The 24,825-nt window shown below is 33.9% G+C and carries 13 protein-coding genes; all 13 read right to left on the reverse strand.

The features are described 5' to 3' along the window. Positions 1-5 precede the first annotated feature (5 nt). A complete protein-coding gene (locus D1816_RS13830) occupies positions 6-2,660 on the reverse strand; it encodes a glycoside hydrolase family 3 protein (RefSeq protein ID WP_118503544.1) in 2,655 nt (884 codons plus the stop codon). A gap of 390 nt (positions 2,661-3,050) precedes the next feature. Next, a complete protein-coding gene (locus tag D1816_RS13835) occupies positions 3,051-7,220 on the reverse strand; it encodes a two-component regulator propeller domain-containing protein (RefSeq protein WP_118503546.1) in 4,170 nt (1,389 codons plus the stop codon). A gap of 283 nt (positions 7,221-7,503) precedes the next feature. After that, positions 7,504-9,159: an alpha/beta fold hydrolase gene (locus tag D1816_RS13840; RefSeq protein WP_118503548.1), complete on the reverse strand. Its 1,656-nt coding sequence runs from the start codon at positions 9,157-9,159 to the stop codon at positions 7,504-7,506. Between the two features lie 378 nt (positions 9,160-9,537). Next, positions 9,538-11,208, reverse strand: coding sequence for a tetratricopeptide repeat protein (locus tag D1816_RS13845; RefSeq protein ID WP_147405026.1), 1,671 nt, complete (start codon positions 11,206-11,208; stop codon positions 9,538-9,540). 187 nt (positions 11,209-11,395) lie between these two features. Further along, positions 11,396-13,102: a tetratricopeptide repeat protein gene (locus D1816_RS13850; protein WP_118503552.1), complete on the reverse strand. Its 1,707-nt coding sequence runs from the start codon at positions 13,100-13,102 to the stop codon at positions 11,396-11,398. 125 nt (positions 13,103-13,227) lie between these two features. Then, on the reverse strand, positions 13,228-13,830 hold the full coding sequence (locus tag D1816_RS13855) for a hypothetical protein (RefSeq protein ID WP_118503554.1): 603 nt from the start codon (positions 13,828-13,830) through the stop codon (positions 13,228-13,230). Positions 13,831-13,837: 7 nt separating this feature from the next. Next, positions 13,838-14,509, reverse strand: a complete 672-nt coding sequence (locus D1816_RS13860) for a hypothetical protein (RefSeq protein ID WP_118503556.1) — start codon at positions 14,507-14,509, stop codon at positions 13,838-13,840. A gap of 535 nt (positions 14,510-15,044) precedes the next feature. After that, positions 15,045-16,529: a DUF4157 domain-containing protein gene (locus tag D1816_RS13865; RefSeq protein ID WP_118503558.1), complete on the reverse strand. Its 1,485-nt coding sequence runs from the start codon at positions 16,527-16,529 to the stop codon at positions 15,045-15,047. 274 nt (positions 16,530-16,803) lie between these two features. After that, entirely contained in the window at positions 16,804-18,006 is a 1,203-nt protein-coding gene (locus D1816_RS25985) for a DUF4157 domain-containing protein (RefSeq protein WP_199729933.1), read from the reverse strand. Continuing rightward, a complete protein-coding gene (locus D1816_RS13875) occupies positions 17,987-19,099 on the reverse strand; it encodes a patatin-like phospholipase family protein (RefSeq protein ID WP_118503560.1) in 1,113 nt (370 codons plus the stop codon). Before D1816_RS13875 ends, D1816_RS25985 begins: the two co-directional genes overlap by 20 nt. Positions 19,100-19,104: 5 nt before the next feature. Next, complete coding sequence (locus D1816_RS13880; protein ID WP_118503562.1) at positions 19,105-20,502, reverse strand: ATP-binding protein; 1,398 nt, start codon at positions 20,500-20,502, stop codon at positions 19,105-19,107. Positions 20,503-20,535: 33 nt separating this feature from the next. After that, positions 20,536-22,149, reverse strand: coding sequence for a contractile injection system tape measure protein (locus D1816_RS13885; protein ID WP_118503564.1), 1,614 nt, complete (start codon positions 22,147-22,149; stop codon positions 20,536-20,538). 194 nt (positions 22,150-22,343) lie between these two features. Next, positions 22,344-24,806, reverse strand: a complete 2,463-nt coding sequence (locus D1816_RS13890) for a hypothetical protein (RefSeq protein ID WP_118503566.1) — start codon at positions 24,804-24,806, stop codon at positions 22,344-22,346. Positions 24,807-24,825: the final 19 nt, after the last annotated feature.

Consider the following 24,825-nt stretch of genomic DNA (forward strand, 5'->3'; position numbering starts at 1 on the left):
AATTATTATTTAAGTGTTATTTCTTTTGTCAAAACTTGTGTTGCTTTAGAATCTTCAATTTCATTTTTCGAGTTAGGTTGTTTTCCTCCTACATATATTTTAATTGGTTCTTTATTGATATGTTCTTTGCCTTCTGATGTGATTGATGCATACTGTTTTGAAGTGATTGTGAAACGCACTTCTTTTGTTTGATTTGGATCTAAGTTGATCCTTTCGAAACCAACAAGAGAATGTTTAGGCCCATCATTTACAGCTTTACTATGAGACAGATAAAGTTGAACGACCTCATCACCATTTACATCTCCAGAATTGGTAACTTGAACTGTTACAGGTATATTTTCTGAAATAGTAACAGCCTCTGGTACTTTTAAATTTGAATACGTAAAGTTGGTATACGACAATCCATGTCCAAAAGCATATAAAGGTTCGCCTTTAAAATATTTATAGGTTCTATTAGTCATATCATATGATTTAAAATCAGGAAGGTCTTCTACTGATTTATAAAAAGTAACTGGCAATCGTCCCGCTGGATTATAATCTCCGAACAACACATCTGCAATTGCTCTTCCTCCAAATTCTCCTGGATACCAACTCTCTAAAATAGCAGGGACATGATCATTTGCCCAATTAACTGCCAATGCGCTTCCGTTCATCAAAACAACAATGACAGGTTTGCCCAGCGCAGTAATTTCTTTCATTAATGCAATTTGCGTCTTAGGTAATGAAATCTCTGATCTATCACCTTTGTCAAATCCTTCTAAGACTACTGGCATTTCTTCTCCTTCGATATCTGGTGATAACCCTAAACAAAGTACAACCACTTCTGATTTTTTTGCAGCTTCAATTGCTGGCGATAACAGATCATCATCTAACTTTGCCCATAATAATTGGGCTTGAGGGTCTGCATGGTAGTTGTAGTACTCTATCTTTATTCTACTCGCTATTCCTTTTTTTAAATTTGTATCAAAATATCTAGTTTTAGGTTCGTGATCATCACTAAACTCAAACTTTAATGAATCGTTTACATACAATTTCCCTGCACTACTTGCACGCAAACCTATTCGGTAATTACCACTTTCTTTTGGAATAAGTTGCCCTGTCCACCTTACAGAAAATGCATCAGAGGTTAAACTATCAATTGGTTTTTTGGGCATCCAAACAAAATTGATGACACTATCATTTCTAGTAATTTTAGGATTGCCTTTCCACTCTTTATTATCAAAATATTCTCCTTTTAATCCTGAACTTTTTCCGTTATGAAGTACAGATGAAGGAATTGTTTGTAGTAATGGCCATCCTTTTGCTATATCACTACCTTTTGCATAATGCACTTTCGCATTTGGAAGTTTTTCTTTTATTGCTTTTAAGGGAGTAATACTGTTATGCGGAGTACCATGATAATTGCCTAACAATACTTGTTTTGCATTTGCATTGGGACCGATTACTGCAATTGAAGAAATATCTTTTTTTAACGGAAGCGTTTTATTTTCATTTTTTAATAAAACTATTGACTCTCTAGCTGTTTTTTCGGATAATTTGTAATGCTCTTCACTACATACGACATCGTATGGTATTTTGGACCACGATACCATTTTATCAGGATCAAACATTCCGAGTTTAAATCGAGCTGTCATTAATCTGGATAAAGCAATATCTATTTTTTCTTCATCTATGATCTCCTTTAGAACGGCTTCTTCAAGATTAGGGTCAAAAGCATTCCCACAATTTAAATCAGTACCTCTATCTACAGCAAGTGCAGAGGCTTCAACGGCAGTTTCTGATAATCCATGCCTGTTCGGTTTCCAGAAATCATTAATTGCCCAACAATCAGAAACCACATAACCATCAAACCCCCATTCTTTTCTAAGAATATCATTTAACAACAAATTACTACCGCAACAAGCTTCGTCTCTATACCTGTTATAGGCACACATTACCGATTGCACATTAGCTTCTCTTATGGCAGCTTCAAAAGCAGGCAAATACGTTTCTTTAAGATCTCTGTTAGATGTTTGATAATTATCTTCATGTCTAGATTTCTCCGGACCGCTATGAACTGCAAAATGCTTTGCTGTGGCTACTACCTTTAAATATTTTGGATCATCACCTTGTAAGCCCTTTATAAAATTTACACCCATGCGCCCTGTTAGATAAGGGTCTTCTCCATATGTTTCTTGACCTCTACCCCATCTCGGGTCACGAAAAATATTTATGTTGGGGGTCCAAAAAGTTAATCCTTGATAAATACCTCTTTTACCTTGATCACTAAAACGATGATGTTTTGCTCTTGCCTCATCTGATATTGCAGTTCCTACTTTGAATATAAGTGATTTGTCAAAAGTTGCTCCCATACCAATTGCTTGTGGAAAAACCGTTGCTTCACCTGCTCTGGCAACACCGTGCAAACATTCATTCCACCAATTGTACTCAGGTATTCCCAGTCGTGCTATAGCCGGAGCATCGTATCGCATTTGTGATACTTTTTCTGAAAGTGTCATCTGACTTATCATATCATTCACTCTTTCATCTATTTCTAGTGATGAGTCTTGAAAGTTATAGTCATATTCTTTTTCCTTTTCTTTTTTTGAGGTACACCCAACATTTAATTGTATAGCAATTAAAATCATTATAAAACCACTAAGGCTTATTCGTTTTTTCATTGGTTTTTATATTTAGTATTACAACGATAAGGAGATGCTTTATTTATGACATACTACTTAAAAATCAAACTAGAAAGAACTGGTGTTCTCTTCCTGTTAAAATGATCTCCATTATAATTTTTTGCCAATTTAGAAACAGAAAAAAAAAGGGGATGAAACAAAAAAAGCATAGACTATAATATTTGTTGCATTTAGGGCAAGAGCCCTAAATATAACGTGTACCCGTTCTTTAATATAGAATTATCACAGTACGAATTAGAAGAAATTTAATTTTTAATGGCGTATTAAAAAGAGTACGATAAAAAACCACATTCTAGTTTGATCGAGTATTTTAAGCTAAAAAATATCGGTCTTGCTTTTTAAAATACTCTTAGTATTGAAACGCAAAAATTAGGTTTTTTTTGTATCAACTTCTGTAGGTAAAATACCGAAATGACCCCTAAAACATTTTGTAAAATAAGAAGGTGAAGAAAACCCAACCTGATAGCAAACATTACTAATATTGGTTTGTCCTTCTTCTAGGATTTGTTTTGCTCGTTGCAATCTAATATTTCTTAAAAATTGACTTGCAGTTTGTCCTGTGAGTGTTTTTATCTTTCGATAAAATTGACTGCGGCTTAAATGTAGTTGTAATGCTAAAGACTCAACACTAAGATCAGGGTTGCTTATATCCTTATTAATGTGTTTTAATACTTTTTGGATAAATTCTTTATCTAATGAAGTCGTATTTTTATTATTATCATTATCACTAATGGCGCTAAAATATTTATTAAATAATATCTGTCTACTAGATAATAATTGTTTAAGTCGAGATTTTAAAACTCTGAGATCAAACGGTTTGTTGAGATAAGCATCTGCACCAGATTCTATACCTTTTAGTCTATCATCCTGCATTGTTTTGGCTGTTAGCATTAAAAGAGGGATATGACTGGTTTTTATATCTTCTTTTATCTTAGTACAAAAATCAAAACCGTTCATTTTTGGCATAATAACATCAGTAATAATAATATCAGGTATTTCTTTTTTAGCCTGTCTTAATCCTTCATCACCATTTGATGCTGTAAATACTTTATACACATCGTTTAGTTCATTTTTTAGATAGTTTCGTAGTTCGATATTATCTTCAACGATTAGAAGTCTAGATTTTTTTAAGTCATTATCCTTAATACTTTCTTTTTGAGAATCCATTGTACTAGGCAAAATCATTTGTTCTACCTCAGGTTTGGCATTATTGGTAATGCATATAACTTCGTCTTCTTGAAAATGAGATTTTCCTAATGGCAAAATCACGGTAAAGGTCGTGCCACTATTTAAAACGCTATCTACTTCAACCTTTCCTTTATGCAATTGCACAAAACTTCTTACAACCTCTAAGCCAATTCCTGTTCCACCATAATATCCTTTATTAAGAGTATCAACTTGATAGAACCGTTCAAATATCTTGGTTAGTTGTTCTTTTTCAAGACCTGGTCCAGTATCAGAGATACTTATTTCAAACATATCTCTATGTGCATTAGTATCTGCAATGGCCTCTTGAAGATCTCTTTTAATATGTATTGTTACTACAATTCTTCCTTTTTCAGTAACAACTTTAAAAGCATTGGACAAAAGATTAAAAATAACTTTTTCTATCATATTTTTATCCACCCATACTTCTAGTTCTGAACCATCATGATCGACTTGCAAATCAATATTTTTATCACGTGCTTCTTCAATAAAATGATCAACGACATAGTTAACCAATTGGATAATATCTAACTGTTGAGCTTTAACTTTTAGTTTGTTTAACTCTAGTTTTCGAAAATCCATAACTTCATTTATCAATCTAGAAAGTCTATCTGTATTTTTATGAATAACATGATGCTTTTCTTTAATCTCATCTGGTAAATCATATTTTTTGTTATTAATAATATCAATAAGCGGATTGATAATTAAGGTAAGGGGAGTCCTAAATTCATGAGATATATTGGTAAAAAATTGAAGCTTTTTCTTATGTAACTCTTCTTCTTTTACTCTTTTTTCTCTTTCGTACTTAATCAGTTGTTTTTCTTTAATTCTTCTTTGATTTAATTGATTTACCATATAAATCACGAAAAGAAGCAGAAAAGCATATGATACGATAGCCCATTTTGTTTTCCACCATGGGGGTAGTATCGTTATTTTTAGTTTTAATGGAGTTTCATTCCATATGCCATCATTGTTAGCTGCTTTTAATTTAAATATATAATTACCATAGTCTAGGTTTGTATAGGTTGCACTTCTTGTGTTTCCTACATAATTCCATGATTTTTCTAAGCCTTCTAAATAATATGCATATTTGTTTTTTTCTGGTCTTGTATAATTAACCCCTGTATATTCTATAGTAAATACGGATTGTTTATAGGTTAAAGAGATACTATCTGTTTCTGAAATTGCCTTTTGAAAAGGAGAGTTTTTAGCATTGGGTACTACTTTTTGATTAAACAGCCTAAAATCCGTTAAGCATAAATAAGGTATTGCTGTATTGATCTTAATACTTTTGGGGTCGAAGTAATCGATTCCTTCATAACCGCCAAAGTATAAATCTCCTGTTTTGTCTTTATACACCGAATTAAAGTTAAAATCATTTGATAACAATCCATCATTTGTAGTATAGTTCGTGATATTGTTAGTTATCATATCTATTTTATGAAGCCCTTCGTTACCGCTTATCCAAATATTTCGATTTTCACTTTCTATAATAGCAGATACATTTTCTTCAGTCAAATCATAGAGATCATTATAAGAAATAAAAGTTTCTTTATCGCTATTGTATTTCCATAAACCAGCACCTTTTGTTCCTATCCATAGTGATCCATTTGCACTCTCGTACATTGATAAAATATGTTTTACACTTGCTGTATTCTTAAAATTCCCAAACATTTTTGGGCTTATTGCCATAACAGAATATTGATCCTTATTAATTGCAGAAACTTTATATAAGCCATTGGTAGATCCAATCCATATATTATTATTTGTATCTACTAGAACTTTCCTAATGTCATTTTTATGTAAACCATTTTCCACAAATTCTTTTGTTTTGTGGTGCCTAATAGTACCTTCTTTGGGGTGATATGAAACAATGCCTCCATGAAAAGTACCTATCCATATTCTACCATTAGTATCTTCAGCAAAACTTAATATTCGGTTTGAGGTTAATTCTCCGTTTGTATTTTCTGAATTAAAATTAACAAAACGATTTTCTCCTTTTTTAAGGAAATAAATTCCATTATTCCAACTTCCCGCCCATATATTGTCTTGGCTATCCATAAAAATAGTTTGAATATCATGTGCATCCAGCCCCAAGTATTCTTGACTTTGATTATTTATATGAGTGATTTTTTTATTTTTAGGATTATAAATATCAATTCCCCCTCCATCCATACTTATCCATAATCGCCCCAATCGATCTTCTATAATGCCCGTAACTGAACCTACTTCTAAGGAGTTTTTTTTATGAGGTAAACTTTCTATATTCTTAAACTTATCATATAACCTATCATAAACTCCTATTCCTCTATTGTAATACCCCATCCAAATTCGATCATTTTTATCTCTAAACAACGACCATATTGAATTTGATTGAATACTGTTTTTATCTGCTTTATCAAATACATAATTTTTAAATACTTGTCCGTTTTTACTTAAATGTATTAATCCGTCATTTTCTGTACCACACAATATGGTGCCATCTCCTACTGTAATTAATGATAAAATCCGTTTTGAAGTGACTTCAAAGTTTGAAATTATATGATTTGCATTTTGATCTCTTTTTATTTGATAGAGGCCTTTATCTACTGTGCCTATCCAAATATTATCTTCATTATCAATTAATAAAGATTGAATAGGTTCGCCGATAGTTTTATCTTTATTTTCGATCTCAAATATCGAATTACGAAGCGTATTTATCGTTGGATCATATTGCTTAAGTCCTTTATTAGTTCCTGCATAGATAGTTCCTTTACTATCGGCAACAAGACTATTAATATTTAGAATACTTCCTGAAGAAATGGTATCAAGGTTAGCTATATGGTGCGTTTTAAAATCATCAAGTGTTAATTTGAATAAGCCTCGTTCAAAAACACCAAAAAGCAAATCCCCGTTATCATCACCAATAATACTGCTTATGGCCATACTAGAATCACAATTACTCTTACCTTGCTCTGTTATGCAAATCCTTCTAAATTGGTTGAGATCTCTATCATATACATTTAAACCATTTTCAGTACCTATCCATAACCTATTTGTTTTATCTAAATAAGCCGAATAAATCATACTACTACTAAGCGATACAGAATCTCTTGGTTCGTGTTTGTAGGATATATACTCAATCCCATCGTATCGGTGCAGACCTCCTCCATTAGTACCAATCCACATAAAACCATAATGGTCTTGAATAATGGTTGATACGGCAGTTTTTGAAATACCTTCTTTTATATTTACAAAATTGAAATCCTTTGGTCTCTCCTGCGACCAAAGGCAACCTTGGGTATAATAAAAAACCATTACGCATAGATATGCTATACTTTTTCTAACATCCATTGATCTTTAGCTTCCTTAATCTAGCAATAAAGTTAATACCTTTTATGATGATCTGTTTTCAAAATCAATTTTTCGTTTTGAAAATGTAATACTACAACTTAACTAATTGTAAGGTAAAAACGTTTATAATAATGGTTTTCATATAAATTCATCAGAAAAAGAAAACTATAGTAACAAGAGCTAAAGTAATTAAACAATATATTGAATATGTTTAATGATTAAATTTTTTGTTAATAGAATTCTATACAACCAGATACGAAATATTAAAAAGGTATTAGATCTATTAACTTATCAAATCAGATGGACTTATTGCAAATTCTTTTTTAAAGCATTTAGAAAAGTAAGAAGGGTTAGAAAAACCTGCCAAGAAAGCAATTTCGGCAATAGTTTTTTGTTGACTAAGGATTAGCTCTTTAGCACGATGCAAACGCACAGAACAGATGAGTTTATTTGGAGATTTATTGGTTATTGCTTTCAGTTTACGTTGTAGTTGCCGTTGACTCACACCTACTTCTCTACAAAGCATTTCTACTCCAAAATGTTCATTACTAAGATGGTTATCAATATTTTGAAGTACTTTTTCAAGAAAAGAATCATTTTGAAGAAGTCTTTTAGATTCTATTCTTAGTGGTGGTATAGTATGTTTGGGTTTGTCACTAACAGTATATAATGATAATGATTCTCCTGCTTCGGTTTCAAAAATCGCTTTGTATTGTGTAAAATGCACACCAGCTCCTGCAGCCAAATTCTTGACCGTTTGGGTTAATAAAATTTGATTAGGCATCGACTTTTGAAGAAGTAATGTCTTGAAACCTTCTATCTCTTGGCATATAGGGTTACCTACCATGCATTCTTTGATATGTACACCTGTAGTTAACTGTGCATTCATATTTTGGATAGCGTCAATCATATTCATACTACAATGAACAGCTTTACTAGGTCCATCAAAAGTGGCAATAAATGTTTCTTTATGATATTGAATTATACGTCCTCTATAATTCTCTACAGATTGCTTTATAAACGCTTTATGTTTATCTATATTTATTTCTGAAGATAATATTTGTCCCACTAGTATGGTAAATAATTGTTTTTCATATACCGGTTTTGGCTTTACATTTAATATAAAAGCCTTTATTTCTTCTAGAATCTCATTTGTGTTACCTGTCCAAAATAAATGATCACTACCTTCAAACTCAACTAATTTTGCTCCTTGAATACGTTCGGCAATATATCTTCCTTCTTCTATTTTTACATCAATATCATGGGTACGTTGTAATAGTAAAGTGGGTACTTTTATAGAACCTAAAATATTTATTATATCTACTTGCGTATTCATTTTGGTAAGCATCATAGCCGCAGTGGGACTAGCGCCAGATCTAAAATAATTCGCTAACCAATCCATAAATACAGGATCATTTGCTTTAGAGGGAGCCAATGATTCTAAGTCCATTTCTCCGCTACCCCAATTATTTTCAATCATATCATAAACAACCTGTCGTTCTTCTTGAGTAGGTGCCCAAGGATACTCAGGGGCATATATTCGTTTAGCAAATATTCCAAAAGCTATCAAAGAAATCGTGCGATTTGGGTATGTAGCTGCAAATAAAGCTGAGACGGATCCTCCTTCTGAATGGCCAAATAAAGCTGCTTTTTGAGAACCAACAGCATCCATCACGGCTCTAATATCGTCCATTCTTTCTTCTAAGGTCGGAAGTTCTACGACACGATCCGAAAGTCCCGTTCCACGTTTATCAAAAAGAATAACTCTTGCTATTTTTCCTAATTCTTCTAAAAAGCTAACAAGTTCTGGACAAGCCCACATCCAATCTATATTCGATACCCATCCCGGAATATAAACTAAATCAATAGGACCAGAACCAAAAACTTGATATGCAATATTGATCGTACCGTTTTTAATATATTTAGTATCTGGTTTCATAAAATATATCTTATTCTTTTTTTTGATAAAAGAGTATCAAGGTTTTTTCGAGTAAAAATTGTAAATAGCAAACTATCATATCCAGAGTAAGATATTACATTTACGTATTTGACAAAAAGTGATATTTAAGTTAAACATCACATTCTTAAACAAAGAAATGTATAAGGGACTTACATTGCAAAAAAAAGGGGGTAGCAAAAGAGTATCAAATAATTTAAACTATTCATTTACAGATATTTAATAGTTAATCAAAGTATTGATTCTTATTTGTTATTTTAAGGTAACCATACAGCTTTTCTCAAAAAAGAAGGGGTTTTATAGAATAAAAAAGGTGTAAGTTTAATTAAAAAACTATGTGCAAGAAATACTTTTAATATCTTATAACGTGATATTTTTATTTTCAATAAAAGCAATAATATCTTGTTTAGAATCTAAACCTAGTTTTTTACGAATACGATATCTTGAAGATTTTATAGCCGCCACTGTATTGTTTTGAAGTTTACTAATTTCTGTAGTACTAAGCTCCATTTTCATAAGACAAAGGAGTTCCTTTTCTTTTGGTTTTAACTCAGAAAAATGTTGATCAAGTAGTATTTTAAAATCAATATTTACCTCATCAAGGTACGTCTGTAAACTTAATGATGATTTTTTAGCATCTTTCTCTGATAATAACGAAGCCGATATCGAGCGTAATGCAGACTTACGTTCTTTCTCATCCTCTAAAGCTGTAACTTGTTTAATATCATCTATTGTGGTATTAAAGACTTCTTCTCTAACAGAGCTTTCTACTACCACTTTTTTAAGTTCTTGTTCCCGATTCGCAAGGGCTAAATCTGTTTTTAATTTTTCAACCTCTGCAAGTTTGGCTTTATTTGCAATAAGCTCTAGTTTTTGTTTATTATTCTTTCTAATAAAGTAAATTAAAAATAAAGCTGCTATAAGCGTAATAATCAGTAATGATAAATACAATTTCTTTTTAGTAGCTTCATTCTTCAGGTTTACTGCCGTTAGTTCTTTTTCTCTCTTATACTGATATGCAAATTCTAAATCTGCAAAACGTTTTGTTGTACTTTTTTTTACTAAAGAATCTTTGTATTTATCTTGAATTAAAAAAGCTTCATACGACTCTGAAAATTTTTTATGATTGTGCGCTATTCCAACTTTGGTATGGTATGCCCATTGTATTAAATATAAAGCGTTCACTTTTTTTGAAAAGAAAATAGCACTGTCTATATGTGCATTTGCTTTGCTAAACTCTTTTTGATTATCATATACTTTTGCTAGATTAGAATGGTTATGTGCTCTGATTTTATACTCAGTTGGAGGTAACAATTTTAAGTTTTCTCTATAAATATCGCCCGCTAATTCATAGTTCCCTGAATTTGCATAGATACTGGCTAAATTTCCTTTTACTTGTAGCTTAAGTGCCTTAGCGGTGTCAGCTTGTATCGCCTTTTTGAAATAATATGTGGCAGAATCTATCTTTTTCTGTCTACTAAAGACTCTGCCTATGCGGTTTAACGTAAGTACTTGCCCTCGAGCCGACTTTGCCTTTTCATGGAATACTAATGCTCGTTTATGAAATCGTTTTGCTTTCTCAAAATCCATTTGCCTCGAGTAAATATTCCCTAGATTACTTATAGTTCTTCCTATAATCATATCATACTCGATCTCTTTGGCAATAGCTAAGGCATCATTTGCATACTTCAAAGCTGCCTCAGTATCTTGAAGATCTAAGGATACGCTTGACATACTATATAATAATTCTGCTTCTAATTTTTTATAATAATAACTTTTATATCCCTTATCCTTAATGATATTATGAACATCTAGAAAGATTTCTTTGGCTATATTACCATCAAAATAAGCTAATTCACCTGCTAGGTCCAATCTAAGATTTAAACGTATAGAGTCTGAGGTTGCTTTTTCTATTTCTAGTTTAATTGCTTCTATCTTTTGAGAACGTGCATCTGTAACCTTATCTTTTGTTTGTGAATAGGAAAAAAGAGAGATCAGACATAGCAGCACACATAAAATTCTAGTTTTCAAAACAGAGGGATTTTAAATAAGACAATTGTCGACGATTTAATCTTAGCTAAAATACAACATCATGCTATAATTGATATAACACATTTTTATTTTCTAAAGTAAACATCATTAAATAATTAAGCTTTATGTGATTTTAGGGTATTCAACTTCACCAAAGTCTATAAAAAATACTTTAATTCCAGTTCTTTTATTCTTGTTCTAACTGTATCAAATAGGTAAGAATTTCTTGACCAGGATCTAATCCTAGTTTTTTACGAAGACGGTATCGCGCAGTTTTCACACTTTCTGGTGATATTCCAAGAATACTGGCCGTTTCTTTAATATTAAGGTTTAATTGAATCAGAGAGCATATTTTTAAGTCATTTGTGCTCAAATCCTTGTGTTTCAATTTTAACTTTGTATAAAAACCCTGATGTACATCTTCAAAAAATCTACTAAAATCTTCCCAATCTCTATCGATGCTTAAATTTTTTCGTATAATCTTATTTAGATCCGCTATCAATTTATCTTTTTCTACAGCAGGTGATTTTTTAAGACTTTTTATAGTCGTCTGCAATTGTTGTACTACTTCATTCTTTTTTATAAAATTTAATGCATATGATGTGAGTTCTTTATTTTTAAAATCTAACTGACGCTTCAATTCCTTTTGCTTTAATTCTGAGTTTTCTAAATCTTTTTGACTTAGCGCATACACCGATTCTAACAATTCTTGACTTTTAGTCGATAATTGTTTACTTTTTTTAGCACGTTGTCTTGATATCATAAAAATTACATAACCACATATAGATATACTTGTAACTCCAAGAATTAAAATAAGTTTAATAAAGTTATCTGTTTTTTCTTTTGCTTTAAGTGCCAATACCTCTTTATTTTTTATATCTAATTCATTTTCAAACTCTAAATAGGCGATTTGTTTTGATTTATCAGAATTAAAAAGAGAGTCTTTAAGCGTGGTATATTTATCATAAAATGTAAGGGCTTCTTCTGCTTTAGATTGTTGTTTTTTTAATTCCTTTAACTCTTCGTATGCAAACAATTCATATTTCTTTAAATTGTTCTCTTTAGCAAGTTCTAACCCCTTATTTAATTCGATTGCGGCTTCATCAAGTCTATTAGACAATCTTAATATTTTTCCGTGAATAACAAAGTTATTCGTCAGCCCATCAATATCACTTACCTCTCTACCTAATTTTATTGATTTTTGTATATGATAACTAGCCTGTTCAATTTCATTTTTAGAAAGGTATAAAATCCCTAGTCTATTATGTACTTCTGCAATCCCATAAGTGAATTCGTTGGCAATATGCATTTGTAATGCATCTGTAAGATATTGTAAAGCCTTGGTATCTTTATTTTGTTTTATAAGAATAGTACCTATTTTGGTAAACGTTGTTGCAATCCTACTTTTTAATCCTAATGCAGTAAATTCGTTAATCGCTTGGTCATAATTTTGCAAAGCTCTCTCATACTCCCTAAGATCAGCATATACCATTCCTATATTAAGTCTTGTATTCGCTATTCCTCTCTTATCATTTACTTTTTCGTAAATCTTATAAGAAGTATTTAGATATTTCAAAGCCTTATTTTGGTCACCTTGAGCCCAATATGCAACACCGACTATACGATTTGCCTTAGCTAAACCAGCAGGATATCTTAATAATCTTGATAATTGCAATGCTTCCTTTCCGTAAATAATAGATTCATTGGCATCTACTATCCAATACTCAAAACCAATGGCATTAAGCAAATTTACTTTTATGGTATCTTCTTCTTTATGTGCACTTAATTGATCCTGTAAACTGTTTATTTTCTGAGTACTCGCTAATAATTGTGTAAAAGAGATAAAGAAAAAAATCATAACCAAAACACAAGTGATTGATTTCTTTTCACACATACATCTTCTTAATTGATATAAAGAAACCTTAAAAAACGCATTAAAATTTGTGGTTACAGGTATAATAGGTTTTAAACTTTTTAGTACTAAATAGGATGTTAAATAGAATTTAATTTATAGTATTCTTATTCTATAACAGTTTTAGAAACTGCAGTATTCTTTTTTTGATACTTTTCTTTATACAAGATAATTAGATTACAAAAAGAGATCATAAATCCTGCCGAGAACAAGTAGCAAAAAAATAACAGTGCCATTAATTGTATTCTATTAGACATAATACTCTCTTTAACCCAAGCTTTTTCGGGGTCACCCAATATGATCATCATTTGTTCATTTCTGGCTGGTAAAAACCCGTGAGCTGTTTTAAAAGTTTCAAAAGGATTATTATCTAGTAGTTCGTTACCAATAACAATATCTTTATCGAGATAAGGTAACGTTTTGGCCTCTCTAGCAAAATGATAAATAGCATACACACCTATAAAAAGAGCGATAAACTCTATTGATAAACGCATCCAGGTTCTTGCTGACTTATTTTTAAAAGAATACAAAATCAAAAAACCAGCAAGTACAGTGGCTATAAATACCCCAAACTTCATAAAAAAAGCTGTGTTCTCGTCTGTTGCATGCCAAGAGGGCAACGGAATAATAAAAGCACCGGTGACTGAAGCGATCCAAGTACTAAGTAGTGTAACCTCTTTCCAGACTTCTTTTAGTTTAGCAACAAGCATCTTGGTTTTATTTAGGAGTTTTTAATACTAGTTTTTTCTCTTCTTCTTCACCGTTGTTCATAATAAGGTGCAATTCTGGTTCTCCTATGAGATCTTCTTTTTCTAACCAAAACAAATAATAGCCTGGCACAAAATCCTGTGTCGCACTATTTGTGGGTCTGTTAAATCGAAAACGCTTTATATCCAATGCTTTTTCGTAAGATAATTTTCCAAAAACAAAATACCCTTCATCCTCATTAGAATCTACGGTAACTTTAATTTTGGTATTTGCATCATTTTTTTCACTACTTGTAATAGATGTTAATTTGGCGTCAAAATCCAAAAAAATGGCCTCTAGCAGAAATGTTTTATCAGATATGGTATCAAAATCTTTATCTACGCGTTGCAATACTTTTTGTGATTCTTTTAAGGTTGCCATGTATTCTGGAGTAAGTGCATATTTCTGATTACACACTTTTAGAGCAGGTATTAACGCTACACTTTTTTTTTGTAATTTATTGAAGGTTTGTATAAGATTATCTTCTCCTGTAGCAGGTATTTTTTCTGCCAGATTTGTTATCGCTTGTTGAGTATTTGTTAAAACCACAGAAAGTTGATTATCTTTTGGAGCATAACTTGCACAGCTACATAGAACAGTAATAACAAAAAGGGTCGCTGTATATTTGTAAAACTTCTTCATGTGTAGTAATTTTTAGTTTTGCTGGTCAATTTTAACATGTACTATGAGAGCAACAAAGTTACAGCTACAACTACTTACCTTACTATTACAAATACGACAAAAGCTTTAATTTTTACGACGGCATAAGCTTTAGTGTGTCGTGTTTTTACAAGCCCTTATGAAGTTATATCCTCTAAAATACTTTTATTACTCTCCTGCGCAACTATTTTATCAATCAGCGCACCATAGTCACCCGCCTGCGCAGCGCAGAAAGGTGTAAATAATGTGCAGCTTTGGTTTTTATATAAAGATTAGCAACACTCATACATGCAATCTGAGCTGTTGACTAGACCTGTCAGGTTTTAAAAACCTGACAGGTCTGGGCTTGCTACAATTGTTCTAACATATTTGCGATTCATGATGACTTTAAAATCTATTACAAACAAAGCCGCCTTTACTTTTTCCTTACTCTTGGCGCTTACTCATACGTAACACGGAAAACATTTCCGCACTATCATATCAACGTGATTTGGTATTTTTAACATAGAATAGAGAGTTAATCCCTATTTTCATTAACATAGTCATATATTTTTTCAGCAAAATCATCTGCATCAGTAAAATGATTCATTCCCTTAAGTGCCAAATCAAGTAAAGATTTGGTGCTCTCCGATGTAAAGCTTGTCCCTTTAATTTCCTTACCATAGCCAATACCTTTATCCATCTTATTGTAAAACGCACTTATGTCTTCGTTAAAGACATCTTTTTTTAACAACTCATAATTGAAAAATCGTTTTATACCAGCTCTAATCGCTTCACGGTCACTGGGGGTACCTTCAAAATATATTACTACTTTATCATACTTCACTTTATTCTTTTGTTCTTGGGAAGCATAGAATTTTAAACTTTTTATTTTTTTTGTCCAAACCATATCATGTTTTACTGCAAAAGTTTTTAAGGTTACTTTTTCTGGGTTTTCTACACCTTCTTTGATATGGTCCACGAGCTTTTTGGCGTCATTTTGATTTTTGATATTTAATATAATCCTTTCATTAGCATTCTTACCTCTGTTTCCTCGTACATGAAAATAGGTCCCTGTTTCATATGCTTTTTTTGAAGGCTTTTTGTTCTGGGCATGATAATTAATATTATCCATACTCTCTTTATTTATAGGAGTACTTGTATAGGTATCGTTGTCTTCCTTTCCTAAACTCCCATAAATGAACCAAAATATACTATCTAAAGCTTCGCTTGCTTTATTTTGTTTAGATTTAAGATTCCTTTTTGCAAAGAAAAGATCGATTTCAGACCCCATTTTGAAAAATCTTTTCCTACTTTTTTTAATCCTTAACATTCTGATTTTATGTTGCTGTGCTTCAGTAGATGCATTTAGCTCATCATATTCTGCCAATAATAGAACCAATTCAGGATACATATCTCTTAAGATTTTCTTAGTATGCGTTTCATTATCCATTTCCTTCAACTGGTATGTCTTGGCACCCTTATTTGATTTCATATTCCTTGAGACACTTCCTACACCTTCCAAAGACTCAGCCTTCGCTCCCATAACATCAGCCTCCTTCTCTAACCTAGCATCATCATTGATATTTACTTTACTTTTTAGCTGCTTGGTGGGTTTTACTCGACCTTGTTTTTGTTGTACTACATGCCAAGCTTCGTGCGGTAAGTGCTTCTGCTGTCCTGGACCCAAATGAATATCTGTTCCTTGTGCATAGGCATGTGCTTGTAGTTGTGCAGGTTTGCTGGAGTTATAGTGTACCTTTACATCATCCATACTATACCCAGAAAGGTTTTCGATACCTGATTTTAAATTATTAGGTAAGCCCGTTTTGTTTACTTTTTGTTGTATTGGGGTTGCTCTATTCTCTGTGGCAGTGTTCATCGTAGCCTTCAGCTTTTGCTGATCGATAGTAGCCGTACGGTTATCCACTAATTGTGCCGTACCTCCATTACTAGGTTCATTAGTAACCTTTGGGGTAATCAGAGTTTGGGGTTCTTGGGTATTATCTGCTTGTGTTTTCATAACTTTATAGCATTTTTTTTATAAATCACCATGAATATTTTTTACAAATGAGCTAGTTGCAAATTAAGTCTACTGATCGAAAATCCGTTATATCAAATGATAATGTGAATTTGCAATCCATGATGGCTTTAAAATTTATTATGACTAAGGTAGCTTTTACTATTTCCTTACTCTTGTCTCTTACTCATACGTAGCAAGGAAAACATTTCCGTGCTATCATATCCCCTCGATCGGGCTAAAAATGATCATCATACTTTTTTTACTTCCCAAACTTTTAAAGGTCACGCCTTCTATCACCCTCATCAGTGTTTCTGTTCATCATAATTTTTCTGAACGTCTTCCTTGGTTTACCATCAAGTATCCATCTATAAATATTGGCTCTGACCCCTCTTTTCCACCACTTGTTTGAAGGTGATCTCATCTCTTCTAAGCTTCGGTAGCCTACTTGAGGATTAACGAGACATTGAATACCATTCACTATTTGCCCTGCACCTGCAGGATTACCTACCATAAAATCAACACCACCAGCATAACCATTACATATTAATTGATGATTTGGATCCTGCAAGGGGAATATAGCCCAAAGCCCTCCTATATCTGCCCCACTTACAATAATATCCAAATCATGACCTCTCTCAACTAATTGTCTTTCGCCTACCGTTAAAGGAGCTCCTGACTCTGTTGGAGCTATTCTACTGTCTAAAGCCAAATAATTCCAATCACCTTGTGTTAAACTGTTAGCAAATATGTGTTCATAAGCATTACCACCGCCCAAGGCCCAAGGTATGGCTCCTCCCAAATTATACCACATATTCGCGCCTCCTAACCATTGTTGAATTTCTTGAAAAGTCGCAGTAACTACATAATTTTGTCCTAATACTATTAGTCCTGGCGGTTGCCATCGCTGAGCTACCGTAGTAGATATATCACTCTCTACCAATCCCGTTGTGGCTCCTTTATAGCTATTTGTTGTGATATTTTTCAGTGCCCTATTTCCCATTACATCTGCTTCTTTCTCCAAACCTGCATCATCATTAATATTCACCTTACTTTTTAACTGTTTGGTGGGTTTTACTCGACCTTGCTTTTGTTGTACCACGTGCCATGCTTCATGAGGCAGGTGTTTTTGTTGGCCTGGTCCAATATGTATATCTGTTCCTTGCGCATAAGCATGTGCTTGTAGCTGTGCTGGTTTGCTGGAGTTGTAGTGTACCTTTACATCGTCCATACTATATCCAGAAAGGTTTTCGATGCCAGATTTTAAGTTATCAGGTAAGCCCGTTTTGTTTACTTTTCGTTGGATAGGATTTATATTACCCTGTGCAGAACCATTCATGGTTTTTTGTAGCTTACGATCATTGATAGTGGAGGTACGGTTATCCATAAGTTGGGCCGTACCTCCGGTACTAGGTTCACTAGTAACCTTTGGGGTAATCGGGGTTTGGGGTTCTTGAATTTTATCTGTTCGTCTTTTCATCTGCCATGGTTTTAAGTTGTACATTCTTGTTATCCATATCCAAAAGACCATCTAAAAAGGCATCTAGCCCATTAGCTCTGGCATGTTCTAGTGTTTTTTCTCCAGCCTCTAATAGTCTTTCTATATTATCCTTTGAGGCATTCGTCATATCTAAGTCATAATTTTTAGCCTCATTAGGAGTATCTATTCTTAGCAACGATCCAAGATCATCTGGCTGTAGGGTATCGAATATTTCTTTCATTTGATAGGAAACGGTATCTATACTAGCATCCATCATAATTTCTGGGATAGATTTTGCCCATCGTAACAACCCCCATTTGTGGCTTTTTTGTGTTTTTTTAAATATAGCGTCTCCTGCTCCTGTACCTATTGACAATACATACATATCGCTAGCCGATGGTTCCTTATTATTACGTTCTCTAAAATGCGTATTTCTAACTTCTGCATAGGCACATAACAAAGGATTATTGGCAAAAACACCCCCATCTATATTACGCATTTGGGTCTCCTCTAGTTTGGGCTTTGGCGCTTTATTTTTTATTACCGCTGGTGGAAAATAAGTAGGCGCTGCAGATGTAGACCGTAATACATCCCGCACCAAAAACTCTCTTTTTGATGTATTTTCTATACTTGTAAAAAAGAAAGAAGATTTTGTATTCATATTATAGGTTGTGACCATACAAGGTTTTATCAATTCGCTCATGACCAGCTCGCCAAACATTTCTTTAAGTACTTGTTCCAGATTACGAGGATTATATTCTGTAGCATTAGTAAGTCCCCACAGGCGTTTCCAGTTACTCACTCTTGAGTCGTTAAAAATCTTAGGTCCTTCATCCACATAAAAATCCAATGCTTCTGAAGCGCTGTATTTTGCCTTATTTTTATTTTCTGACTGTGGTGTTAAATACATACCAGACAAAATCCCTCCTGTACTAGTACCTGCAATAAAATCAAAGTGATCTGCGATGGTGGATCCCGGTACTTTTTTCTGCAGGTATTCCTCTGCATACTTTATAATCAGTGCCGGGATAATCCCCCTTATTCCCCCACCATCTAATGAGAGTATTCTTACTTTCTTTTTATCTTTTATCATATTTTTTAGCTTAAAATGATACCTCCTTTTTGTAACTCAAGGCGTATTGCCATTTCTAATTCTTGCTGTGGGATGCTTTCTTTTTTATCGGTTATAGCCTTTAGGGTACATTTGCGTACTACATTCATCATGACTCCGCCAGATAACTCGTACTTTTCTGCTATACCCCATACATCTACATTTGTATCTAAGGGTAATTTTGGTGAAAAAGATTGTTGCCATAGCTTGTAGCGTTCTTCTACCCCCGGCATACTAAATGCTACCATAGATTGGAAACGACGTGTAAAGGCTTCATCGATATTGTCTTTAAGGTTTGATGCCAAAATCACTACGCCAGAAAAGTCTTCAATACGTTGTAATAAATACCCAATTTCTTGATTTCCGTATCGGTCGTTAGCACTATTCATTTGCGTACGCTTGCCAAAAAGAGAGTCTGCTTCGTCAAAAAACAAAATCCAGTTCTGCCGCTCAGCCTGATCAAATACTTTTGCCAGGTTTTTCTCGGTCTCTCCAATATATTTAGAGACTACCATACTTAAATCTATCTTATACACGGGCATATTCGTGCTTTTACCCAATAGTGCCGCAGTCATAGTTTTACCTGTGCCTGGAGGTCCATAAAAAAGGCTTTTATAACCCGGTTTTAACTGTTTACTCAATCCTAACTCATCCATTACTATTCCCCCATGGGTAATCCAGTCACGTATTTCTTGTAAACTTTGCGTTGTACTCCTAGTGAGTACAATATCATCCCATGCTAGTTGCGTACTAATAGGTTCTGCAGGAAAATCAGCACTGTACACGGCCTCGTATGGCTGCCCACTAATTAGATAGTCTATATACTCATATCCCACCATCCATATACCACTTAATCTGGGGACTCTTTTTTTAACAGTATCGTTAGGGATTACTCGCATACGTATGAACATGTGATCAGTTTTAAAAAGATACTGATACGATATACGTTTTACCAAATCATCACCAGCAAGAATGAATAGCGCAGTTTCTGCTGTAGGAATCAATCCAGAGTGTCCATCGATAAACAATCCACCAAATTCACTAAATCGTCGATCGTAATCCTGATTTTTACTGATTAAAATATCCAACACTTCTGGTTTTATATGTGGCACAAGTGCAAGGATGAGTACTAATCGCTCGGCTACATTTAACCTATGATCGTGTACAAAAGCCCCATAAGCACTTTTATTTGTAGGTAAATCAGGTGCGCTTAGCTCATCTATCGATTGATATGAAGTGTCATGACCAAAATGCAATGCTATACGCACATTAATAACTTCTCTAAGCCATGCCAGTTCCCTCTCTAATACCTTTGCGTTTTGTACTAGATTAGTATCTAGTATTGGCAGTTTTAGTGCTCTTTTATTTGCTATAGTGGTTTCCATAGTTTGTTTTTTTATTGCTATTATTTTGCGATATTACATCCATTCTACCATGAGTACTGTCTGCATCCAGGGTAATTTTACAACGGTAAACCCCCAGGGTAATTTCTCAAGAGTTACATCATAGGTTTCTTTTTTCACTTGCAGCAGCCAGTGATCATCACGCTTACGCAATGACCCTTGTCTTGATAGATAAGAAGTACGAAATCCATCTAGCGACAAATTTCTCCAGTGCGGACCACGAGCTATTACAGCACTTAATAGCTCATCTGCCATTTGCTTTTCAGTTTCGGAAAGCGGTATAGGAGGTATCATATCATCTAAGGGCACCCCACATAGGACTTTCGTCAACGGAAGCATTGCTTCAAAAAATTCGGTATCTACTGTTTCACATACGTACTGTAAAGCACAAACAGCTTTGTTTCTAGCAGTTTCATTGTGAAACGCTTTATCCTTCATCACCTCCAGGTTTTCAAAAAATCGTTGCAAAAATGGCCACAAGAGCACTAATCCCGAATTTTGAATGGTTATAAAATCCGCATCCTCAAAAGAGGATTGTAATGTTTCTATTTCAGCAGACGTGCTGAGACCCTGTTGTAAAGGTTTCAACGTAGCTCTTACGATTTGAAGATGTCTGGCGATCGGTTGCAGTTTGGTTTCAGTATTGATTGGTTCTTGACTATTATTTTGTGATACATTAAGACGCAACAACAATTGCTTTAATTCTCTTTGCAAATTAGCATCTAACTTATAAAAATAAGGGGCGTTTACTAGTTTGGATGTTTGCTGAAAAAACTGCTGCCAAACTGTATCACTAGAGTATTGCGTTTTATATTTTTCTACAAGTGATCGTATTGCGTATACATTTTTATTTCGATTTTCTTTGCATTCGTTTTTTAAATCGACTCCTAGTTCTAAAAGCGTTTCCTGGCTACATCTTTCTTTTAAAACCTCATAGTCTTTGGCCGTAGTTATCTGAGTAAAAGCTGTTTTCCAGAAGGTATTTTCAATAGTAAGATGTGTAACTCTAGTATTCTTTGAAATTCTATCTTGTAATTCTTTTTTAACCGTAGATAAGCCTTGTACCGAAATATCAGTTAATAGTTGAAGGCAAGAAAGGACTTGATCTTCTGTAAACGTATATAAAAAACGGTCCAGATATGTATGATTCAAAGGCAATTGAACCAAAAGTTTTGTAAAAGTAGTATCTGGCGTTTTAATGAGTCGATCCAATTGTTCTAGTACATAAGCTTTAGTAGTATTACTGGACCACCAAGGTAGTCTACCATTTTTGAGGTAATACGACACTACTTGTACAGGTGTATTTTGCGGTTTCTCCTCTTTTTCTTCTGCAGCACTTTCTTCATTGGCAGCATCTTCAATTGCAATTAGTGCATCACTAAATTTTTCTGTAAAGACTTCTGCTAGGTTTTCTATTTGTACATCCCCCAAGTCTACAGTTAATTGATCTATCTGATATCGTTTCTCTACATCACTACCATAGCGATCACACAATAGTTTATCTATAATAGGTGTAAACTGTTCGCTATAGAGCTTGCCTAACTTTTGCTGTATGCCAAATGCATCTGCTTTTTTTGGTAGCTGTATCTCGATGATTTGCCTATTTATGATGTGTTTATGCTGTGTCATGTATCAGTATTACTATTGTTTAAGCTCCGTTTAAAAAATAATTGATTGTTAGTGATTTTACTATTTTTGATCTTTATACTGTCACCTCGAGCGGAGTCGAGAGGTCATTTTATCCAATTAGTTAGGTCTCGACTCCGCTCGACCTGACAGCGAGGTTATAACGATTTGATTTGTTCTAATACTCTAATTCAAGTTTACGACCTGTTGATTTCTTTTAAAAACCTCTGGAACGCCTTGTCAAAAATTTGCATTTCTGGTTTGTCTAGCCACTGGATATACGCTATGATATGCGCAGGTGTTTCTTCTTGTATGGTGTTCTCTACAAACTTTTTTAGGGCTTCATTTTGATACCGTTCCATCCAATTAGGAAGCACAAATGTTAACTGTAGTGAATAGGGATCTGCAGGTATCTCTATAGGCATCCATCTCCCAGAGGTTTCTTTCTCAATAAAAGGTATTGGGATTTCAAAACCTTTTTCTGTAATATTTACTACCTCATAATCCCCATCATAATGTTGTGTACCAGTGAGTTCTATACGATCACCTTTTTGCAAATTATGCTCTGTCACAGTACAGAATGTATGACCGACCTCTGATGAAGAATCTGAAAAGGAAACTACCGGTGCTGTCCTAATAAAATATCTAATATCTAGCGTACGCTGCCAAAAACCACTAGTAGTTGATTCCTGAAAAGGAACTTCTATTTCAAAATGATCAACTTCTATGGCAATTACCGTATATGTACCATTGTATTGTTCGTTTTCCAGAATCCTTATTTCTTCACCTTCTTTAAGGGTATGCCCCTTAGAAATACATCGCGTATGATTGGTATTTTCTACAGCTTCAAATTTGGTAATCTCAACAGCACTATATTGCGCATCAAATGGATATGGATATTTAGAATGAGGGCGTAAAAGAATATGCTCGACCATATGAAAGCCTTCGGTATCCCCATCCCCAAGGTTTCTGCGAGTATACTCTTCTATCCCTAATTTTCTTGCAATTCGCTTTTCGAGCCCAGATATATTGTTACTTTGCCAATGTTGTTGGGTATAATCGTATGCGCGCCCTCGTCCTGCACTGATCGCTGGATAGTCTTTAAGAAAATTTGACTTGTCTGTGATTAGTTTTTTATCTACTTCATACGGAATATTAGAAGCCTTTTGTAATAACATCCCATAACCTGTAAACCTCTCACTAAACCGTGCTAATAGGTGATTAAGAAACTTGTTTTTACGTTTTAAGCCACCTACAGAGTCTGCCGTCCTTTCTTGCAGGTATTTTTCATAGTTTTCTTTACTGTCCAGTACTTCTTCTAAGCCTGCAACAGTACCCAACAAAGACTGATTGAAATAGGTTCGTTTATCATCGCCATCAAAACTCATCAAGTTTTTGAAATTGGCTAATTGAGAAAAGTGATTTGCCAGTAGCTGTTCAAAAAACATCAAATAAGAGGTTAATTGTTTGGATTGTGCCTTTCTTCTTTCGGGAGCAGATTCTGATACCCCTGAAGTACCAATACCATAATTTGCAGGAAATTGATTCTGGAGCGCATAATAGTTTTCTATATGCCTGTCTTTGGTTTCAGACATTATTATATCTCGCTCTTGTACAGGTAGCACTCTTGATAATCCTTGTAAGCTCTTTTGGTTATACAGCTTCTTTACTTGCTCCGGATTTATGGTGGCTTTAAGACCTCTTGATGTAAAAGAAAGTTTCTTCAATGTTTCATCAAAATTTAATACTGGAGTTTTGGTAGGGTCAAGAGATAACACCCAGCTTTTAATCGTATTAGCTCCCGTTCCTATCAAAAAATCATCAATGGTCAATACCTCAGTTTCATCCATAATCTCACGAATAATATCAGACGCTTGGATTTCCTGTTTTCGATTATGGCGAAGCAGTTCGTCATCGTCCATAAAACCATGAATAAGGGTAGGTCCCTCAAAGATTTCATCTGTTCTTTTTCCTTTTTTTAAGAGCTGTTGTAGTGTATAAAAAGGGATACGTGGCGAAAAATAAGCAGCTACTCTATACAGTATATTTGCAACTAGTTGATTGATATCATCTACGGTATCGGCAACTTCGATAATTCCTTGTAAGTTTATAGGCTGCGTAGTTAGCAATCTAACTTCCTCAAAATCTTCACACACTCCACGAGATGCCTGTAATCTTGCTCTTACATCGGCTATCAATTTAAAACCAGCAACCTCAACAGATTCATCTTTTTCTATCAATACATTGTAAAGGCCTTTGGGTACGATCTCTCTTTCTTTATCATTCCCCAAATGGTCTTGCGATATTTTCTCGACCCATGCATTTTTTACTCCGGCAACGTCCATCACGATTTTACGTAGATCAAGCAAAGTGACAGGATTTACCGTCAATATCCTAGCAGGACTATATAAATCATTGTATGAACTCGTGTCATTATTACCCAATAAATCTTTGATATCATAATCGATACGATAGGCTAAATCTGTAATAGCATAACATACTTGCTCTAAGATGGTAATTCCTGGATCATGTGCGTTATGATCTGTCCAGGTATCTGCACCTAGTTGTTGTATGAGTTTGATTCCTTCTTCACGAAGAAAATCATAGCTTAATACAGAGTTTTTTGGTAACGCTTTGGGTATCGTAATTGGATTTGTCATGTCTGTTTTTTCTTTTCTA

The sequence above is a fragment of the Aquimarina sp. AD10 genome, from assembly GCF_003443715.1.
In the GTDB taxonomy this organism is placed as follows: Bacteria; Bacteroidota; Bacteroidia; order Flavobacteriales; family Flavobacteriaceae; genus Aquimarina; species Aquimarina aggregata.